Raw genomic sequence first — 20,299 nt, 5'->3', positions numbered from 1 at the left:
TTTGTTGTCTGTCATGACGGATCATCCTTACTAAGAAGGGTTATTAAAAATCGCTGTTATTTAAGAAAATTAACCGCGCGCGCCGATGTCCGGTACTGGGCGCAGCTCTTCGCCCGTATATTCCGCGCTTGGGCGAATGATACGGTTGTTGGCGCGCTGCTCAAACACGTGCGCCGCCCAGCCAGTTAAGCGTGAACAGACAAAGATGGGCGTAAACAGCTTGGTCGGGATGCCCATAAAGTGATAGGCTGAAGCATGGAAAAAGTCAGCATTACAAAACAGTTTTTTCTCGCGCCACATGACTTCTTCACAGCGTACCGATACTGGGTATAGCACCTCATCACCGACGTCAGCCGCCAGCTTTTCAGACCAACCTTTGATGACGACGTTACGCGGATCCGACTCGCTATAGATCGCATGACCAAAGCCCATGATTTTATCTTTACGCGCCAGCATGGCCATCATCTCTTTTTCGGCCTCATCAGGTGAGCTAAAGCCCTCGATCATATCCATCGCTGCTTCATTCGCGCCGCCATGCAGATGACCCCGCAAGGAGCCAATCGCGCCGGTAATACAAGAGTGAATATCAGATAGAGTTGAGGCGCAAACGCGGGCGGTAAAGGTAGACGCATTGAACTCATGCTCAGCGTACAAGATCAATGAGACATTCATCACGCGCTCGTGTAGCTCGTTTGGCTTCTCGCCTTTGAGTAGATGCAAGAAATGCCCACCGATAGTAGCATCGTCCGTTTCGGTCTCGATACGCACGTTGTCATGGCTAAAGCGATACCAGTAGTTGATGATAGATGGGAACACCGCCAGCATACGATCGGTTTTATCATTTTGCTGATCAAAGTCGGTTTCCATCTCAAGGTTACCTAGCATCGAGCAGCCTGTACGCAGTACGTCCATAGGATGCGAGTCCGCTGGAATGCGCTCGAGTACGTCTTTTAGCGCTTGCGGTAGGCCGCGCATTTTTTTGAGTTTGGCTTGATACGCATCAAGCTCGCTTTGGGTGGGCAAGTTGCCATACAGTAGCAAATACGCCACTTCTTCAAAGATACACTTGTCCGCCAGCTCAGAGACATCGTAGCCGCGATAGGTCAGACCTGAGCCTGATTTGCCAACTGTCGATAGCGAGGTCTTGCCTGCGACTTGACCACGTAGGCCTGCGCCTGATAATTCTTTTTGTGCTGCCATGGTTGAATTCCTTTTTTAGGTGGCTTGTTTGGGTAATTGACGAAAAGGGTGATGTCATAGTGATAAGCACTTATTATAGATGCTTATTGATTGACACTTATTAATCGGTGCTTACTTATTATCCGCGAACAATTTATCTAGTGTTTGCTCAAACTCATGATAGTTCAAGAAATCATATAGCTCCATGCGGGTCTGCATGGTATCGACGACGTTTTCTTGTGTGCCGTCATCTAATATATGCTGATAGACATTGAGGGCGACTTTGTTCATCGCGCGAAAAGCAGATAAAGGGTACAGCACCATATCGACACCCACTCCATATAGCTGATCGGTGGTGTATAGATCGGTCTGGCCAAACTCTGTCATGTTGGCCAGTACAGGGATATCGAGCACATCGGTAAACTTGCGATACATCTCGATGTCGGTTAACGCTTCTGCAAAAATCATATCAGCGCCGGCCTCAGCAAAAGCAACGGCACGCTCAACCGCCGCGTCTAACCCTTCAACCGATAACGCATCGGTGCGCGCCATGACCACAAAATCAGGGTCGGTTTTGGCATCTAAAGCCGCTTTTAGGCGATCGACCATCTCTGAGATACTGACGATTTCTTTGTTTGGGCGATGGCCGCAGCGTTTTTGTGCCACTTGGTCTTCGATATGTACAGCAGCCACGCCCGCTTTTTCCATTTTTTTGATGGTTTGGGCGATATTAAAAGCGCCACCAAAACCAGTATCGATATCGACCAATAACGGCGTATCTACCGCGTCGGTGATACGGCGCGCATCCTCTAGCACATTATCAAGGCTGGTCATGCCCAGATCAGGTAAGCCAAAAGACGCATTGGCCACGCCGCCGCCTGATAGATAGATGGCCTGATGACCGACTTGGGTCGCCATCATCGCGGTATAGGCGTTGATAGTACCGACGATCTGTAAGGGTTGGTTTTGGTCGTTTTTTTGAGCCAAAGCTTGGCGAAAACGTGCGCCAGCGGATAAAGAAGTCATGTGGGGGTCCTTGTCCTTGTTATCGTTTTATGCAAAACACTGAGTATAAAAAGTAAAAAGTGAGGTTGATCGTATTAGTTTTTGATTATACCCAAATATCTACCGATGCAAAGACCCCGCTAAGCTAGATTTATAAAATATTGCTAATTTAACAGTGAAATAAAACTAAATATATTCGTATTTCAAATAGCATTATCCAAAAAGTCATTATTTCTTTGATTTATTATTTATATCCTTTAAATCATTAAAGTACCGGCGAGGTTTTATTTACATTTATTTACAATAATATCTACGCTGGCAGGCTTTGACAAAGCAAAGGAGCAGGGGCGTTATCTAGTCGCCAAAAAAAGCCCTAATAGCAATACTAAAAATGCTAAAAGGGCTTTTATGGCTTGAGCCTTATTCGCTTAAGAAAGAGGTGCTTTTATGCTCTCTAGCCAAACATACCGGTTAGGTTGGCTAAGAACAACAACGCAAAGCTGGCTAAGAAAATAAGCCCAGCGATCGACCAAGCATTCATGCCAGCTGAGAGCTTTTTATGCTTTTTCACCAGTGAGTAGTTGAGCCAGCCAAAGATGGGCGCTGAGACAAAGGCGGAAATCATAGCAAACTTGAGCATCGCGCCGAGCTGACCTGTAAAGAAGGTAATGATTACCAAACCACCACCGATGGCATAAGTTGTCCAAAACGCGACTTGTTTTTTGTTGATTTCCTTTTCACCTTTGAGCAAACGCCAGCACTCTGCATTGGCACGGCCATAACCGTCGGCACAGGTGATGGTGGTGCCAAACATACACATAAAGGCGACGAAGGCGACCAGCAGCCGCGACCACTCACCGATGGTCGCTGTGTACATGTTGATCAACTGATTGATATAAGCGCCGCCAACCAGCTCAATCTCTTGTCCTGAGCCGTACTGCACAAACACGCCAAGTGATAAGAAAAACAGCGCCAAAATCGCAGATACTGAGTAACCGACATTAAAGTCTAGCAAGCCCTGACGGTGGGTCGTATGATCGGTTTTGACCTTGGCAGAGGTCCACATAGAGGTAATGGCAGCAAACTCTAATGGCGCGGGCATCCAGCCCATCAACGCCACAATAAAGCCTAGTGTTGCCAAATTCCATGGCGAGGCGGCAACAAAGTCAGCCGCCATCACGGTCGGCTTGCCAGCAGCGATGATGACCGCCGCAACGGTAGCCGTCGCGAGAGCAATCATGATCCATTTGGTCACGCCATCGAGTAACTTATAGTGACCTGCAATCAAAAAGAACCACGATACGGCCACGATGATGAGCGATAACGTCATCGTCGATAGACCAAGAGAGGCGGGCAGCATAAAGCCTAATATCACCGCAGCAATCAGTGACACAGCGCCGGTACTGATGACGGCAGACAAGATAGATAGGATAAAGTACACCCAAAGATAGACCTTTGAGCGCTTGGCATAGCCAGCAATCAGACTCTCACCTGTATCATAGACATAATCAGTACCAAAGCGAAAAAACGGATACTTAACGACGTTGGCCAAAATAATCATGATCGCAAGCTGCCAGCCATATATCGCGCCAGCCTGCGTTGATGAGATCAGATGCGAGCCGCCGATAGCGGCCGTCGCCATCAAAATACCTGGGCCAAAGATACGCCAGCTAAAGCCCTTGGGCTGCTGCGCCTCATCGGTTGCGCTGTCGGTCGCGTCGGTGCTTGCAATGCGAGAGTTGTTGAGTGGTTGTGTGGACATGAATACCTCGAGATGTTTGAACGGCAAATCATCACTTACCTGTGTCAGTCTGCCAATGAACGGTCATGAATGTTTTATTACCTTTTAATAAAACGATTCATCTTTTATCGACTTTAGCACACCGAAGCTGTTCAGGAGAATGATTATTCTAATAATTATTACTAATTGTTTGCATGCCCATTCTCGATAGTTAGCATAATTGCATATAAATATCAAGAGTTTGGACAAATTTTTTTGGTCGTTCTTTATAACATAATAATCGTTCGATATCTGATAATTTAAGGCATCGAGGCAAATTTTTGTGGTCGATAGGTGATACCGCGCTGCTCATACACTTGATACGTCGCGGTGAGTAGGTCGGGGATGCTTGGATGGACGCAGTCTTTGAGCGTATGTAAATAAATAGGGGAGGTGGCGTTTTCGTGAATGAGGCGCTGATAGCTGATCTGCTCGGTACGGACAGTGCTTAGGCTGGCAGGCACCAGCGTGATCCCTTCGCCTGCCGCCACTAGGCCCAGCGCTACTTGTAAGTCACTCACTGTCGTGGTCATAAATGGTGATACACCGTATTGGGCAAATAAATGCAGCAGCGGCTCGGTGGTCGGCTCGTTTTGTCCTAGCGGCGCTTGAGAGTCCAATGACGTATGCTGCTGAGCTGCAGAATCGGTATCTATTGGAGAAGTGGCCGGCGACTTAGGCTTTGATGACGAAAAAGCTGTCGATACTGTGGTGGCTATCGGCAGGTGTGTTTGATGGTATAAAATCAGGCGGTTATTTGCCAAATCGATCAAACGCTGCGCACGCACCTGCGCGAGCGGATGCGCCTTGGGCAAGGCCACCACGTAGCGCTCATGACGTAGGAGTATCTGCTGAATCCAAGGATCTTGGTGAGCAAAGCGCCCAAAACCAATGTCAATCTCGCCAGATTTTAGGGAATCGATCTGCTGATAAGAGCTGATGTCTTTTAGATTGACATCGATGTCAGGGTTTGACTGCTTTAGGGTGGCGATAATGTCGGGTAGTAGCCCATACAGCACCGATGGCACAAAGCCGATATTGAGTGTGCTACTGGGCATAGATAAGCGCTGAGTCATGCTGGTGACTGTCTCTATCTCTGTCAGTACGGCACTGATTTTTTCATAAAAAAACGCCCCCGCATCTGTCAAATGCAGCGGCCGATGGTAACGATCAATGAGCACCACCCCCATCTCTGTCTCAAGCTGTTTGAGCAGGCGACTCAGACTTGGCTGCGACAAACCTGTCTGGGTTGCCGCTGCGCTAAAGCTGCGTAGATCTGCAATCGCAATGAACGCCTTCAGTTGTTTTAAATCCATATCTGAGTGCCTGTTATATCTATTGTTGTCTTTATACTGTATTTTAATCGTTTGATTTAAAACGTTGGCAACGTGCCTGACATGATGAAAGAACCATCATACGTTTGAAAAAATCAAGCGCGCCCTGTCAAGTGCGCCCTGTAAGGGTAAATAGGTAAAACCTACAAATTGTGCTTGAAGATAGAGCAGTAGGCAATTATATTGGCCGTAACGGTGCTGTTACATTTGGCAAATAAACTGTATCATCCTTTATCTAATGGTAATAGTATAACTGGCTCGGTATCATTCTATGAACGATATAAATAATGACAGTAGTATTGATCTTGAAGCAAAGCTTGACACAAAGTTGGCAAAAAAGATTGCCAATGCTAAAAATCGCAGAGACAAGCGCAATGGTGATATCTACAAGCGTTTTTTGAACCGCGTGCAGCACCCTGAGCCTCATAAAAAACTAGAGCCTCTAAAAAGCGCACATCATCTGCCTGCTTATGAGCCGCTGACCGACGAAGAGCTACAATGGTTTGCCAGTCAAGATAAGCATGACAGCCAGCCAAAACAGCCGCCAAACGACCCAACAGCTGCGGCACCAGATACTGAGCGCGACAACGACAAACTTGATTTTACGCTGGACTTTTCTGAGCCAGATAGTACGACCTCTCACAGTGTATCAACGCCTGAGGGTGGGGTAGATACCGACAAAGAGACGGGCAGTTTATTTAGCGCAGATATTGTAGAAATAGATAGCGGCGTAGCGCCAAAGCATCACATCGACGACCATGAACCACAGGATCGTCAAGCGGCTGCCAGCACAGAGGTTGAGGCTAGCAGCTATCAAAGTACCGACTCTCAAAGTCAAAGTATCGATCCTCAAGACGAGCAAGCGCTGGCAAGTAAACGCAAACCATCAACACTCATTATCGGTATCGGCTCAGTACTTTTGGCAGCGGCCGTGCTGGGTTATGCCGCCATCACTTATTTCTCTAGCGATACAAAAGACAACCCTATACAAAGTACAGAAGCCACAACCCCTGATAATGACGATACAGTAACCACGGGCACTGTGGCTGTAGCGACTCAGCAAGAGCAAGATGCGATGACAGACACCAGTGCAACTGCTGATCATATAGCGCCAAGCGACTCTGCTGCAGCACTTAGCTCAGATAAACCAGACGAAATCGCCACAACCGAGCAGCCAGCTGACGAAAGTCAAAACAATGCTGCCTCAACCAGCGAGGATGAGAATTTGGATACTGAGTTGGATGCTGAGCCTGTGATTACTTACGAAGAATTTAAAAATGAATCACAAACCACCTTGTACCGCGAGACCAATGATTAATGATTGATGATGTTCCTTGTAGGGTGGACTGACCATACAGTGCTTAACAAGGCAATGTCTAGTAAGCGCTAATATAATCACTGACATAGTATTTTATAGACCTTATTTAACTTATGGCTACCTGAAATGAGGTTCACGAGGAAGCATATTAAAATAAAAGAATAGCACAGGTATATTGCAGATTGGTTCATGAACCAGCCAAAAATCGTACGCGGCTTTTCAAAGTAGCTTCTCATGACTATGAGTATTTTTTTACTTTATCAGATAGCTATCTCAGGCGCTGTGCATACTTAGTGCCAGTATTACAGTCATGAATAGAGCACAGGCCATATATCACAAGCAAGCAAGAATCTTTGCCTTCTACGATATTAGCCACTGTTCTTCTAAATTCAGAAATTTTTGGGGTGATCTTGTAAGGACAGTGAGTATTGCGTCTTTAATGAATGAGAAAGAATCAAATGACATTAACTGGGCGATTGGTATGATTTATCGCCAATCGCATTGAAAAACACAGCACCATTATGACGAAGTTTGCATATACCAATATATCAAAAATCGCGTGTAAATTTGCGCTCTTAAATCACATCAGAGTAGCACTTGACCGAGCTTATAATCACTGCCATTGGTCGTGTTTAGTATCGCTAATATCTGACTGATTTTGTCACAAATACTCTCTACCAGCGCCGTAGAATAGCGGTCTTGTTGATAAGTGGTCACTATGCGCAAAGCATGCTGATCTTCTTCAAATACATCATCCATAATCTCAAAATGCAGCCCAAACATCGAAATGTCTTTTTTCGGTGGTATTTGTTGATAGTTTATCGCTTTATTATTAGGAGCCGTTAACGTACCATTTAAGGCGTTATTTGAATGAATGTGTATATAGACATCAAAGAGTAGGCCATCGGTAGGGGACATCCCCAGTGATTTTTGGATAATATCAATCGGGATGTCTGCATAGCGCATAGAGTCATTGATGGTAAAGGTAATATCGTTGAGTAGCGATTCAACAGATTGCTCAGTATCGAATTGGATACGATGTGCGACCATCGTTGTAAAATAACCAACTGTATCGAAAAATTCGGCATCGGTTCTGCCAGAGGCGGACGTACCAATAACGATATCCTCTAACCCACTTTGCTTGTGCAAAGACAGGGCGATCGCTGTATATATAACCCCAAATAAGGATGACCCATGTTTCCGAGCAAAGGCGGATATTGTCTGATAGGCCTCTGTACCAAGATCCAGCTCTATGCATTGTGCGTTGGTTGATACCTCATTTGGCGTGATAGTGGCACTTGAGTCAGGCGGCGAAAATCCCTTAGGGGCGTCACGCAGCTTATCTGTCCAATAATTGACATGTTGCTGGTTTATCCCTTGCTGTTGCTGAAATAGCGCAAAATCATTGATATTACCTGCGGCTGCCTCCCACTGCGGCTCTTGATGTAGCGCTCTAGATAAATAAGCCTGAGAGAGGTCTACCATGATGGTATTTAATGACCACTCATCAATGACCATATGATGTATCAGTAAGGACAGCACTTGTGGCTCAGATGCTGGGCTTTGCAAAAAGCGAATCCTTAATGGCAGCTCAGAGGCGAGGTCAAATTGGTAATTGGCTTCATCAGTTAGGGTGACGCCTTGACTGTCCTCACTAAACCAAAACCATTGATATTGATTCAGCTCTGAGACAGGTACAATGCGCTGTAGCGTTACATCGTTCTGTGTGTGAAAGGTCGTACGCAAACTGGCATGACGTTCGATGATATCGCTAAAAGCTTGATAGAGAATCTGTTCATCGACCGCCTCAGAAAAAGCGATAGCAAAGGGTAGATTGTATATCGGACTAAACTCATAGGCCGTATAAGCATGCCACAAAAACTGCTGCGCCAATGTCAGCGGTGCTTGTTCTTGAAAGACAGCAGCGTCAGTCGCTGCTGTTGGTGCTTCGGCCGTGTGATCCGTTGTATTGACGCTCACATGCTTGGCAAGAGCGGCAGCTGAGGGTGATTTAAAAAAATCGTTAAAGCCAATGTCAATACCATGAGACTGGGCAAGCTTGCCAATAATACGGGTGGCCAATAAGGAGTGACCGCCATAATCAAAGAAATCATCTGCTGCCGTCATCTCAGGCTCTGCCAGCGCGGCGCGAAATTCGCCAAGAATAATGGCAGTACGCGCTTCTTGATTTTGCGCCTGCTCTGAGGCGCTTTTTTGTGTGTTGTGTGTGGATACTGGCGTTTCAATGGCTGTCCAGCTCAGAGTAGCATCTTGCGGCATCCGCTGATGATAGCGGTTTTGTATGATACCAGTAATGTCTGCCAGTTGATGAGTCTCATCAACTATGGGATGCAGCGCCAATATAAGCACAGTATCGCACTCAGTATGTACAATAAATGAATTAAAAGGCGGGTTAAGCGCCGCATTCCATGGCATATCCTTGAGCTTGGATATATAGGTAGGGATATCGGTAGTAGCCACGCTAGCCGTCTGTAAGCAGCACTCAGATTGTTCATATTGGTATTTATACAAGTCCCCATCATCACTAAAACGATATCTGACATTTAAATCAGGTATCTCTTCTATAGCGTCTTTAATCGCTTGGCGTAATACCCCCTCATCGATATCGCCACTCAGCCGCCAAGCCTCACTATGTCGAATAACCTGTTCAGGTTGTTGTAATTGTAGCATCCAAATATGCTCTTCATAGTCGCTGACTGGCATAGGCGGCTGTACGTGTACTGTAGAATTTTGTGCCAACATGATTTGTCCTATTGAATAAAAATTAATAAAAACCTCATTTATGTTAAGAGGTATATATGTAAAGAGGGTATGCACAAATAAAACGTACCAAAATATACCAGCGATCTAAGCGCTGATAAGTCAATCAGGATCTTAATTTTTAAATGAGGTTGATTATCATTATCATTATCATTATAATCAGAACTCTTGTCAAGAGTGTGAATTCAGCCATACCCAAATAGCCTATTCATGACAAGGCTCCAAAGCCTTTACTCATAATTGATTGACAAAAAAATGTAGCGGTGACTAATAGTCTATAAGTACGTATCTAATATTATAGAACATACTTTAATTGACTATTATTCGTAAAAAACAACCATATGTAACCCAGTCTTTGGTGGGAATGAATGTGATGCTATCTGTTACTTGTCAAGAACGTCTTAATGATTTTTGGCATTATTGCCTAAAAAATCAGTATTTTAATGTTGGCTATCCTGAATCTGCAGACTTCGACTATTCTGCTTTGTATCGATTTTTTAATTTTTCCCTCAACAACTGCGGCGACTGGGACGCACCCAGTAACTATGCGCTGAACTCATTTGCATTTGAAAAAGAAGTGATGAATTACTATGCCGATTTGTTTCAAGTACCTTTTGAGGACAGCTGGGGCTATGTCACTAATGGTGGGACAGAAGGGAACATGTTCTGCTGCTATTTAGCAAGAGAGCTATTTCCCCATGCCACGTTGTACTACTCCAAAGAGACACATTATTCAGTCTTAAAAATTGCCAAATTGCTGCGTATGAAGTCGTGTGTTATTGCGTCTTCAGACAATGGCGAAATGGATTACGATGATTTGATTCATCAGGTACAGCGCAATGGGGACAAAAACCCTATCATCTTCGCCAATATTGGTACGACCATGTCAGGGGCGGTAGACAATATAAAAATCATTCAACAGCAATTAGAGCACGTTGGCATCCGTCGTCAGGACTACTATTTGCATGCAGATGCGGCGCTCAGCGGTATGATTTTGCCTTTTGTGGACTGTCCGCAGCCATTTTCATTTGGCGATGGTATCGACTCTATCAGTGTGTCTGGACATAAAATGATTGGCTCGCCTGTGCCATGCGGTATTGTGGTGGCAAAGCGTAAAAACGTCGATCGTATCGCCGTAGATATCGACTATATTTGCGCCCGCGATCAAACCATTAGTGGCTCTCGAAATGGTCACTCCGTGCTATTTATGTGGGCGGCTATTCATAATCGTTCACCACAGCAGTGGCAGCAACGTATTCAACACTGTCTGAACATGGCTCAATACGCGGTTGATCAATTCCAAGAAGCGGGGATTGATGCATGGCGCAACACTAACTCTATCACTGTGGTGTTTCCGTGCCCCGCTGAGGCCGTGTGGAAAAAGCATGGTCTTGCTGTCTCTGAGGATCATGCCCATCTGATTGCGACCGCGCATCATAAAGACAGTCATAAGATTGATGCTTTGATTAAAGATGTGGTTGCAAGCTTACAAGAGCGTTTACAGCTCAGCTAATGCGGTCTTAGTACTACTTAATCTTAGTACCACTTAATCTTAGTATCACTGCTCTACCTAACCTTGAATACAAAGCGATCAAACCTATTGACCGCTACCTTTTTTTAATCATGCTGACAACCAATCATATTGGTAAATAAGCGCGCTGGATTTAATTTATGGAACAAACCAACCGCGGTCATCGGAGGAATCAATGAGCAAGTTAACATTGCGCAGCTTGATGACTGACCCTGTAATCATGCCTGCTTTACGTCCTGCACTCCCCAAGCTCTCTATTGGCGTGTTGTCCTCGTCCTTATCTGGTCTGGCCATGCTTGGGGCGCTGTGGTGCTTGGTCAAATTAATCGATGATATCGCATTATCGTGGGTGATTGCGGCTGTGGGGCTGTGGTTGCTAGGCGCTTTGTTTGCCGCCGCCGCATCGGCGCTGGCTCATGATGCAGAAGCGGCGTTTTCTGCAAGATTGCGGCGGCAAGTGGCCAATCACGTGACCCGATTGCCTGCCAGCACATTATCCAAGCAAGGCGATCAGTCCTTGCGGCGCTTGGTGTCAGAAGATATTGCGACGCTGCATCATATGGTGGCGCATCTGCCCTCAGAGGTGACAAGCTTTGCGATTTTACCGCTGGTATCTATTGTTATATTGGTGAGTGTGGCAGGCCCTGTGGCGCTATGGGTCTTACTCCCAGGTGTGATCGCGTCTTTATATTATCTGGTCATTGTGCCGCGCGTGACAGCGCGTGATGGTGCTGCGCGCATGCAGGTGGTGGGCGAGGTTATCTCCGCTGTAGATGACTATGCACGTGGTATCCGCGTCAATCGTATCTATGGTCAACAGTCGGGGGCGCTGGCAGCTTATCATGATGCTACCAAGCGCTTTACAGACAGCTTGGTCATGTGGGTGAGTAAAGTGGCGACGCTCGCAGGTATGGCCGTGGCACTGCTACAAGCGGTAGCGACATTTGCGATTGCTTATCTGATTGCTTATGACTACGACACCCCAGTGCTAGCCACGATCTTGTTTTTCAGTCTTGCCGTTGTCAGTCCCGCATTACGTTTGGGGCATGGGCTGGATTATGTTGGCGCTGGTAAAGCCGCGGCAAGTCGGCTGATTGCATTATTACAACAACCCATATTACCCAAGGGTCAAATAACGCAGCTATCAGCGCCGTTCGCGCTAAAAATTACAGACGCTGAGATGGTGATCGACAATGTCCAGATTATTGATGGGCTGACGCATACATTTAAGACAAATGCCGTCACTGCCATCACAGGGCCCAGCGGCGTGGGTAAAACGACGCTGCTGCGTATGCTGGCAGGCTTTGAGCCATTGCACGCCGGACAGGTGCAGCTGGCAAACACAAACATAGCCAAGCTGGATGAACACACCAGACATAACGCTGTATTGTTCGTACCGCAAGGGGGTGATGTACTGCCTGCAACCATCAAAGACAACCTACTACTATTTGCCCCGAACGCTACAGATCACGAGCTTCATGCGGCATTAGAGTGCGCTCAGCTGAGCGTGGATCTGAGCGTTGATGCTCAGTCGCTCTCAGGCGGCGAACGTCAGCGTATCGGTCTTGCCAGCGTATTCTTATCATCAGCACCTATCATCTTGCTTGATGAACCGACCAGCGCTCTGGATCAGGCGAGGGTTACAAAAGTGCTAACAGCCTTGCTAGATGAAGCACACAATCGAGAAAAGACCATCATTATGGTGACGCATGATAAGGCATTGGCCGATCAAACAGATGCTCGACTAGAGCTGATACCCAATACTGATCTGGAGCGCTTGTCATGAGTATTACCGTAGACACACCACACAAAAAGCCGACACCGTCATTGCCCGCGATTGCGCGTAGACGATTGGTGACAGTAGGGGTAGGCTGGATCGCGGTTGCTTTCTTAGAAGCCATTGCTTATACCGCGCTGGCACTAGGTATTGTCAATCAATGGTCGCCCAAATGGGTCTTAATCACCTCTTGTGCCGCCATTCTTGCTACCGTATGGGTCAATCGTTCAGGTTACTTAACTGGTGTGCGACTGGCGGGTGACTTGTACGCGGCGCTGGGTCAAGCTCTCTCGCGTACCAAGCTGTCTTGGTTTACCAATGAGCATCGTGCTCAGGTTGCAACCATTGCTGGTCAAGGTATACCAGGATTTATGAGTATCCCCGCGCATCAGCTACAAAAGTTCTTGCATGCGCCCTGTATCCCCTTATTCTTAATCTTTGGAATCGGCGTGGTTGCAGGGTTGACGCTAGCATTAGTGGCGGCGGCGCTATTGATATTGTCTCTGATCGTCCAATTTTTATCACAGCGGGCGCTAAGTCGTGCTGACAATAATCGGCATAAGGCAGAAGCCAGCACCGCAGAAGCCACGCTTGAATTGGTAGATCATATTGAGTTATTAAGAACAGCGGCAGGGCCCAAACGCGCCATCGCCCGTATTGAGCAGCGCTGGTGTATTCAAGAAGAGACCTTAAAAAGCACCAACCACGCTGCCGCCATGGCTGTGTTTGTCTCAAACCTAGCTACCGTGTTACCTATAGCTGGTATGGCCGCTTATCTCATTATCACAGGTGGCAGTAGTGCGGTAATGATCTTGGCAGTACTGGTTTTGGTCGGTCGTGCAGCCGCTCCACTTGGTGAACTGGCTGTGGCAGGTTTGGGTATTAACGATTTAAAAGCCTCTTTGCAGAATTATCAGCAGGCGATCAATACACCAACGCTGCCTGAGCCCGCCCTTTTCAAATCTGCTCCTGCTGACTATCAGCTCAGTATACGTCAGGTAAGTCATGCATCTGTCTTAAAAGACATCAATATTGATATCCCAGAAGGCAATCGAGTGTGGGTTACGGGTGTGAGCGGCAGCGGTAAGAGTACCTTGCTTGAGTTATTGATGCGCTTTGATGACCCTGAACACGGTCATATTTTACTCGGCGGCGTAAAGATCAATGACATGGCATATGAAGATCTGGCGGCGCATATCGCCTATGTCCCTCAAGATCCCATCGTATTTACAGGCACTCTGGCTGAAAATATCCGTATTGGCAATCCGCAAGCATCAGACGTTGAGATTGACAGCATTGCCCGAAAAATGAGGCTGGAGTCTGTGATTGATCGTACCCCTGAGGGGATACATCAGTCCGTGGGTCAGCAAGGCGCGGCTTTATCAGGAGGAGAGCGTCAACGCGTCGCACTGGCACGCGCATTACTCAAAAAAGCGCCCATTTTAGTATTAGATGAAGCGACATCGGCTTTAGATGAACAAATCGAAAAAGGTATTGCCGATAGCATTCGCGCCTTGTCTGCTACGGTGGTTTTTGTGACACATCGTGATGCGACGATCTGGCAGCCGACACAATCTATCGCCTTATAGGTCTGATATAGTCGAATCTAAATAAAAAGAGACGCTGCTATAAAACCGCCTGATTAAAAGTTATTTTTCTTTTGTGCGGTTCGCTACTGTATTCGCTTCTTTATTTGAACACAGACACTATAGATGATGAAACATAGAGATATAAAGCTGGGTAAATATGACGTCAATGAATAACTGTTATCACCTGTTTTGTCTGCCACCAGCCGGCAGCAGCTCTGCGATCTATCGCGCATGGCAGCCGATAATGGCCAAGACCTGTGAACATCGCCATATAAAAGTCATACCGATAGAGTATCCGGGGCATGGTAGCAGATCGGGGCAACCCTTGGTTAATGATCCAAATGTATTGGCGGCAGACATTGCTCAGACGATTATGTCCTATAAAGACATGCCTTATATTTTATTTGGACATAGTGTCGGTGGCGCTTTGTTGTGGACGGTGATCGATCATCTGCGCACACAGGATGCGCTTGGATTGCTGGCATTGGTGGTGGTCAGCAGTCGCCCAACGCCGCAATATTTACAACATATCTGTGGCAGGCAGCACTTAACGGATGATGAGATTATCGAAAAACTGACGCATTATAATAATTTTCCATCTGAGATTTTACAAAATACAGCAGCGCTGAACTATTTCTTGACCATTATTCGTAATGATTTTTCTGTCAGTGACCAGCTTATCTGTCAGCAGTTAACCAATACACCTGCGCCCTTAACCGCGCCTTTAATTGTATTTTATGGTATTGATGATCCAGATATCGAAGACGAGGCGATGATGCAAGCGTGGCAGGCGCATTCTGAGGTTTTTTTGGGGTGTCATGCACTGACAGGCGATCATTTTTATTTTTTAAATCCGTCATCGCGTGCGCAAATGCTAAAAAAAATAGAAGAGGATTTGCTGTATGCGTTACCACACCATAAAGCGTGAGGTATCGGACACCAGTGCTTTATTGGCACAAGATGCGCGGGCGCTGAGTGACATACAACAGCATATTCGGCTGACGTATCACACCATAGTGCTCGCGCATCACCAAATACATCAGTTGTCTGTGAGTGTATTGACCGCCAATTTTGCGATAGAGGCGGCGTATGCTTGTTTTGATATTGACTTACCAGAGGCAGTAACCCGCGTATCCACAAAGCGAAAGCTGGATTTTTTGACAGGGCGCTTGGCGGCAAAGCTTGCCTTACAGGCGTTGGGCTTGGCTCATTTTACCGTATTAAAAGGAAAGTATGGCGAGCCGCTATGGCCAGATGGCATGACGGGAAGTATTAGCCACACAGGTGACAAAACATCGTGTACGGCGATCTGTTGCGCTTATCGGCAATCATCTATGCAGAATTGTAGTGCTATAGGGGTGGATATTGAGGCCAAAATAAACAATGTCTGTTTTGAGCATCAGGTTTGCTTTGATCGTGCTGAGCCTCAGCACTATGCTTGTTTAAATAATCATGCTTTTTTAAATCATCAAGAAACTATGACACTGCTAGAGTATTTGTGTGGCATACATCCAAATCATTATATCTATTTAATGATATTTTCTGCTAAAGAGAGTCTCATTAAGGCGATATACGCCAAATACAATATATTACTGAGTTTTTTAGCGTTTGAGTATATAGGCGTGTCTGGTGAGGTTATGACTTTTACCATCATTGATGGCACGCAGAAGGTACAAGCAAACGGACTGACCCAAACGGTGATGCAGGTGCAATGGGTGATGACAGGGCAGCATATCATCACCATCTGCTCTCTATCCTAGAGATATCAAAACAAGTACCGCCTATAATTTACAAATGATAATAATTATCAAAATTACTATTATTAATATTTAAGAAAAGTAAGTAGCAATAATGATCGATGCATCAATAACCACAGTGAGATATCAATTATGTCTTTACAACACTATTTAGAAACACCGACGAATCATGAATCATATTCTGCCTGCTTTTCCACAAAGGAGTATCACCTGATCGGCAAGCATTTTTCGCAGACGCTAATGACACCTGCAGCAGATACGGTGCATTTTAATCAGCGTATTGCTGATCGTTTTAAAGAGATGAAAAATAATGGCGATAAAAATCCAATCTTAATTGCTGCTATTCCTTTTGATATCAGAAATGACGCGGTATTAAATTTTTATAGTGACTACGATAAGTCGGACAAAAAAACCAAAAAATCTGATCTGAAAGCTGATCTGATAAAAAACGAGACGCACATCAAGAACAAGACTTTACTGGTGGATCAAGATAAGTTTAAAAAAACCGTCAACTATGCGTTAGAGACTTTCAAAAATACAGAGCTAACAAAAATAGTACTGTCACAAGCAGTGGATGTTAGTTTTGATGAGTCGCAGAACCTAGCCTTTTATTTAGACGCCTTGCTAGATAAGAACCCAACCGCTTATAACTTTGTAATCCCCGTAGACAATCAGCAGTACCTACTAGGGGCGAGCCCAGAGTTACTATTGTCTAAAAATGATCGACTCGTTAAGAGCAATCCTCTAGCGGGTTCTAGACCCAAGCGTGATAGCTTAGAGCACAATCAAAGAAACCAACGAGCCTTGCATGAGTCGATCAAGGATCAGCACGAGCATAAAATCGTTGTCGAAAATATATCGCGCAACCTGGTGGCAGACTGTGTGACGCTGAGTATGTCTGAGTTTCCAGAAGTGCTTGAAACCTCGACCATGTTTCATTTGTCCTCAATATTACAAGGCACACTAAAAAAAGCGGCGCCCAACGCTTTGAGCTTGGCATTAAAACTACACCCAACCCCCGCAGTGTGTGGTACACCAACGCAATTGGCCAAAGATTTTATATTGCAGCATGAAGGGTATGAGCGCGGCTATTACACAGGCTTGGTGGGTTGGATGGATGCAGAAGGCAATGGCGAGTGGCTCGTCACCATTCGTTGCGGGCTACTGAATGATAAAAAATTACGATTGTATGCGGGTGCTGGTATCGTCGAAGGGTCTGACCCAGAGTCGGAGTGGCGTGAGACAGAAGACAAAATGAAAACCATACTACGCCTCTGTGACACCAGCGCGTAAACCACTCAAACCCACTTAAGGAGCAGCATAATGACAAACCACACTGTGACAAAAAAAACCGCGTGGCTGGTGGGCGTCAATCAAGGCATTGGCGCAGATGTGATGCAGCGCCTGTTGAACGAGGATGTTGAGGTCATCGGTATCGATAAGACCAAAGACAAACTGCCCGCTGCACTACAACAGCAGGTACACATTTGCGATATTCGAGATGAACAACAGATTGTACATTTATGCGAGACACTATTAACGGTCAGTCCTCCTGACTATTTCATTCATGTTGCAGGTGTCCTACATTTGGGACAGCACGATGATATACCATCGACAGATTGGCTGGATACCTTTGCGGTAAATGTGTTTTCTTTTTTTCACTTCTGCCAAAAATTGACGCCTTATTTTAAAGAAAAACGCAGTGGCAGTATCGTTGTGGTGTCATCCAATGCCGCCACGATGCCGCGTATCAATATGTCTGCCTACGGAGCATCAAAAGCGGCGCTGACTTACTTCACAAAGACCGTCGCATTAGAGCTGGCTGAATATGGTGTCAGAGCCAATGTGGTGTCACCAGGATCCACGGGGACGGCGATGCAAACGCAGCTATGGACAGATGACAATGGCGAGCAAACCACCATTACAGGCAGTCTTCAACAGTATAAACTTGGCATACCGCTACAAAAAATAGCGCAGGTTAAAGACATCACCAACGCGATCATGTTTTTTATAAGCGATCAATCGTCACACATCACCATGCAGGATCTGGTGGTGGATGGTGGTGCGACGTTAGGGTGCTAGCACGGTGGTATAGTTAATCCAAAATAAAAGTGGTACGGTCATCATGTTCTACTGGTATAAATTTTCCTCGCTGGCTGTTCGCAAGCGTGACAGATGCTTCGTACAATTTACCCCAGTAGAACCGTACTCTTTTTAAAATGGATAGACTATATGAGCACTTAAAAAAGACATAAAAAAGATAAAGAGGATCTAAAAAAGGTTTACTGCGGTAAACCCTTTTTAGATCCTCTTTATGTAGCGCAGCTTTATGGACGGTCTAAAGCAAGCTGTACTTTTGTCATTACCTCACCCAGTGTTTTACAGGCCACCAGTGAATAAAAATCAAGTGAGACATTCAGCTGCTGTGACAGCTGTGTGGCAATGGTCATCAGCTGTTTGGGTTTTAGGTTTAAAGCAAACAGTTGCGTATCGCCCCTCAGCATTTGCGTTTGATGCTCGGGTAGATGGCTTTTGAATAAGGTCAAGATGGTATCAATCACTTCTGCTGACAGGCTGGGATCAGTGGGTATGCCCGCTGTGACAGGCATTATTACAGATGTTGGCGCTATAGATAATCGTTCCTGTGCTAGGCTTAATAGCTTGTTGCGATCGACTTTGTGGTTCGCTGTCAGCGGTATGTCGTCTATTAATAAAAACTTAGAGGGAATGTGCGAGCTTGGTAGCTGATCTTTTAGATAGACTCTTAGATCAACAGCGCCCAGCTGTTGCTTGGACACGCGGTTGGTATTGCTTATGTCATGCGTATTGTCGATATTGTCGATGGTATAAAGCGCCACCAGCTCATTGATATCGGTGGTAGGGTTTGTGCAACTGATCACTACGGCATGATGAATGGCAGGATGGCTAGATAATGAATTTTCAACTTCAGATGCTGCAATGCGTACGCCTTTGACCTTGAGATAGCCTGCCTTGCGTCCTGAAAATATGATTGCACCATCATCTCGATAATAACCCAAATCACTCATCTTAAAGGCCATGACCACACCGCCATTTATCGTTTCAATAGGCACAAAGTCATTGTGATGTGTCTCTCCATCCAATAAGTAGCCATTTGATAAATTGATGCCAGACATATACATGGTGCCGATAGTACCAGCCTCACAAGGCGCGTGCTGCTCATTTAGAATGTGATACTGGTTGTGTGCTAAGGCCTTCCCGTATGGAATGGTGTGTTGATCGTCGTCAAGGATCTCATGCCAAATACTCCAAATGGTGGTTTCTGTCGGCCCGCCTAAAGAAAACAGCCGTGCTTGGGGCAAGGTCTGTTTGAGCAGGGCAATCATAGATGGCTTGATATAGTCACCGCCTTGGGCAATTAAGCGCAGGGTCTTGATTTGATCATGACCACTCACCGTCAATAACATATCGACAATGGCAGGCACGCTACACCACAGTGTGATGTGATGTTTGGCGATCAATGTTGCCCATGCACCCGCATCTTTTTGCTGCTCGGTAGTTGGGATGACCAACGTCGCTGCCACTGATAGGGGCGCAAAAATATCGAATACAGACATGTCATGATGAAAAGGCGTGATAGCCATACAAACATCATTATGAGTGATGTCCCAGTGTGCTATGGTTTGTTGCAAGACATTGGCGGTTGCCTGATTGTTTAAGACCACACATTTTGGTTTTCCTGTGCTACCCGAAGTATAGAGATAGTAGGCAGGGCGGCGGCTTAAATCATAGGCACAAGACCAGTCACGCAGATCTATCGGTTCGTTATGACCGCGCGCGGTATCAATATTAATGATCGTTATTTGAATACCAGACAGCGGCGATAGTGGCCCCTGACTGACGGCAAAGTCGGCCCGACTATTGGTCAGTAAGTAGTCAATCCTTGAGCGCGGTGCTTGTATATCAACAGGCAGCCAAACGATACCCATTAAGGCACATGCAATCGTGGTATAGACATGTTCAGGGCTCTTGTGCAAGCAAATGGCCACAACAGACCCAGCACGAATACCTTGCTGCCTAAAGATGGTCATTATTGCTGCAACATGATGCCCCACCTCATGATAGCTGATCGATTGATCAGCAAAAATAAGCGCGGTCTTATCTGGCGGTGTGACCAATATATTGGTCTTAATCGCAGCAAGATAGTCATGCAATACGACGTTTGCAAATGCAGCGTCTTGGTTGGGAGTATAAACACCCTCTAGATGG

At 46.0% G+C, this 20,299-nt stretch carries 14 protein-coding genes; 8 read left to right on the top strand and 6 right to left on the bottom strand.

Features of this window, described 5'->3' with window-relative positions; translation table 11 throughout:
• Positions 1-69: 69 nt before the first annotated feature.
• From prpC to ACNFVB_RS07225, 4 genes are all read right to left on the bottom strand, one after another.
• Positions 70-1,200 (bottom strand): bifunctional 2-methylcitrate synthase/citrate synthase, encoded by a 1,131-nt coding sequence (gene prpC / locus ACNFVB_RS07240; RefSeq protein WP_430737026.1) that lies wholly within the window; start codon positions 1,198-1,200, stop codon positions 70-72.
• A gap of 111 nt (positions 1,201-1,311) precedes the next feature.
• Complete coding sequence (gene prpB / locus ACNFVB_RS07235) at positions 1,312-2,205, bottom strand: methylisocitrate lyase (RefSeq protein ID WP_430737025.1); 894 nt, start codon at positions 2,203-2,205, stop codon at positions 1,312-1,314.
• A gap of 433 nt (positions 2,206-2,638) precedes the next feature.
• The gene (locus ACNFVB_RS07230) at positions 2,639-3,946 is read right to left on the bottom strand and encodes an NRAMP family divalent metal transporter (RefSeq protein WP_430737024.1); all 1,308 of its coding nucleotides are present in this window, start codon (positions 3,944-3,946) and stop codon (positions 2,639-2,641) included.
• Between the two features lie 278 nt (positions 3,947-4,224).
• A complete protein-coding gene (locus tag ACNFVB_RS07225; RefSeq protein WP_430737023.1) occupies positions 4,225-5,280 on the bottom strand; it encodes a LysR family transcriptional regulator in 1,056 nt (351 codons plus the stop codon).
• 289 nt (positions 5,281-5,569) lie between these two features.
• Here ACNFVB_RS07225 and ACNFVB_RS07220 point away from each other — a divergent pair, with 289 nt between their 5' ends.
• Entirely contained in the window at positions 5,570-6,616 is a 1,047-nt protein-coding gene (locus ACNFVB_RS07220; protein ID WP_430737022.1) for a hypothetical protein, read from the top strand.
• Positions 6,617-7,201: 585 nt separating this feature from the next.
• Here ACNFVB_RS07220 and ACNFVB_RS07215 read toward each other — a convergent pair.
• The gene (locus tag ACNFVB_RS07215) at positions 7,202-9,307 is read right to left on the bottom strand and encodes a condensation domain-containing protein (RefSeq protein ID WP_430738492.1); all 2,106 of its coding nucleotides are present in this window, start codon (positions 9,305-9,307) and stop codon (positions 7,202-7,204) included.
• A gap of 463 nt (positions 9,308-9,770) precedes the next feature.
• Here ACNFVB_RS07215 and ACNFVB_RS07210 point away from each other — a divergent pair, with 463 nt between their 5' ends.
• The 7 genes from ACNFVB_RS07210 to dhbA all read left to right on the top strand — a co-directional run bounded on the left by ACNFVB_RS07210 (position 9,771) and on the right by dhbA (position 18,133).
• Positions 9,771-10,910 (top strand): histidine decarboxylase, encoded by a 1,140-nt coding sequence (locus ACNFVB_RS07210; protein ID WP_430738491.1) that lies wholly within the window; start codon positions 9,771-9,773, stop codon positions 10,908-10,910.
• Between the two features lie 193 nt (positions 10,911-11,103).
• Positions 11,104-12,714, top strand: a complete 1,611-nt coding sequence (locus ACNFVB_RS07205) for an ATP-binding cassette domain-containing protein (RefSeq protein ID WP_430737021.1) — start codon at positions 11,104-11,106, stop codon at positions 12,712-12,714.
• Positions 12,711-14,294: an ATP-binding cassette domain-containing protein gene (locus ACNFVB_RS07200; protein WP_430737020.1), complete on the top strand. Its 1,584-nt coding sequence runs from the start codon at positions 12,711-12,713 to the stop codon at positions 14,292-14,294. The genes ACNFVB_RS07205 and ACNFVB_RS07200 overlap by 4 nt, the downstream gene beginning before the upstream one ends.
• Before the next feature lie 157 nt (positions 14,295-14,451).
• Positions 14,452-15,222: a thioesterase II family protein gene (locus tag ACNFVB_RS07195; protein WP_430737019.1), complete on the top strand. Its 771-nt coding sequence runs from the start codon at positions 14,452-14,454 to the stop codon at positions 15,220-15,222.
• On the top strand, positions 15,197-16,054 hold the full coding sequence (locus ACNFVB_RS07190; protein WP_193011453.1) for a 4'-phosphopantetheinyl transferase family protein: 858 nt from the start codon (positions 15,197-15,199) through the stop codon (positions 16,052-16,054). Before ACNFVB_RS07195 ends, ACNFVB_RS07190 begins: the two co-directional genes overlap by 26 nt.
• Before the next feature lie 126 nt (positions 16,055-16,180).
• Positions 16,181-17,344, top strand: coding sequence for an isochorismate synthase (locus ACNFVB_RS07185; RefSeq protein WP_430738490.1), 1,164 nt, complete (start codon positions 16,181-16,183; stop codon positions 17,342-17,344).
• Between the two features lie 30 nt (positions 17,345-17,374).
• Entirely contained in the window at positions 17,375-18,133 is a 759-nt protein-coding gene (gene dhbA / locus ACNFVB_RS07180; RefSeq protein ID WP_430737018.1) for a 2,3-dihydro-2,3-dihydroxybenzoate dehydrogenase, read from the top strand.
• A 245-nt stretch (positions 18,134-18,378) separates the two neighbouring features.
• Here dhbA and ACNFVB_RS07175 read toward each other — a convergent pair whose 3' ends face one another.
• Positions 18,379-20,244, bottom strand: a complete 1,866-nt coding sequence (locus ACNFVB_RS07175) for an AMP-binding protein (RefSeq protein WP_430738489.1) — start codon at positions 20,242-20,244, stop codon at positions 18,379-18,381.
• Positions 20,245-20,299 lie beyond the last annotated feature (55 nt).

Origin of the sequence: Psychrobacter sp. VH5, assembly GCF_050572635.1 — a bacterium.
Classification (GTDB): Bacteria; Pseudomonadota; Gammaproteobacteria; order Pseudomonadales; family Moraxellaceae; genus Psychrobacter; species Psychrobacter celer.
The sequence above is the reverse complement of the archived record's forward strand: the minus strand, read 5'-3'. Positions and strand labels throughout refer to the sequence as shown.

Excerpts from the sequence above, each read along its gene's own strand:
- ACNFVB_RS07200 (WP_430737020.1), top strand. The coding sequence starts at position 12,711 with ATGAGTATTACCGTAGACACACCACACAAAAAGCCGACACCGTCATTG.
- ACNFVB_RS07195 (WP_430737019.1), top strand. The coding sequence starts at position 14,452 with ATGACGTCAATGAATAACTGTTATCACCTGTTTTGTCTGCCACCAGCC.
- prpB (WP_430737025.1), bottom strand. The coding sequence starts at position 2,205 with ATGACTTCTTTATCCGCTGGCGCACGTTTTCGCCAAGCTTTGGCTCAA.
- ACNFVB_RS07225 (WP_430737023.1), bottom strand. The coding sequence starts at position 5,280 with ATGGATTTAAAACAACTGAAGGCGTTCATTGCGATTGCAGATCTACGC.
- ACNFVB_RS07230 (WP_430737024.1), bottom strand. The coding sequence starts at position 3,946 with ATGTCCACACAACCACTCAACAACTCTCGCATTGCAAGCACCGACGCG.
- dhbA (WP_430737018.1), top strand. The coding sequence starts at position 17,375 with ATGACAAACCACACTGTGACAAAAAAAACCGCGTGGCTGGTGGGCGTC.
- prpC (WP_430737026.1), bottom strand. The coding sequence starts at position 1,200 with ATGGCAGCACAAAAAGAATTATCAGGCGCAGGCCTACGTGGTCAAGTC.
- ACNFVB_RS07190 (WP_193011453.1), top strand. The coding sequence starts at position 15,197 with ATGCGTTACCACACCATAAAGCGTGAGGTATCGGACACCAGTGCTTTA.
- ACNFVB_RS07210 (WP_430738491.1), top strand. The coding sequence starts at position 9,771 with ATGCTATCTGTTACTTGTCAAGAACGTCTTAATGATTTTTGGCATTAT.
- ACNFVB_RS07205 (WP_430737021.1), top strand. The coding sequence starts at position 11,104 with ATGAGCAAGTTAACATTGCGCAGCTTGATGACTGACCCTGTAATCATG.
- ACNFVB_RS07215 (WP_430738492.1), bottom strand. The coding sequence starts at position 9,307 with ATGCTACAATTACAACAACCTGAACAGGTTATTCGACATAGTGAGGCT.
- ACNFVB_RS07220 (WP_430737022.1), top strand. The coding sequence starts at position 5,570 with ATGAACGATATAAATAATGACAGTAGTATTGATCTTGAAGCAAAGCTT.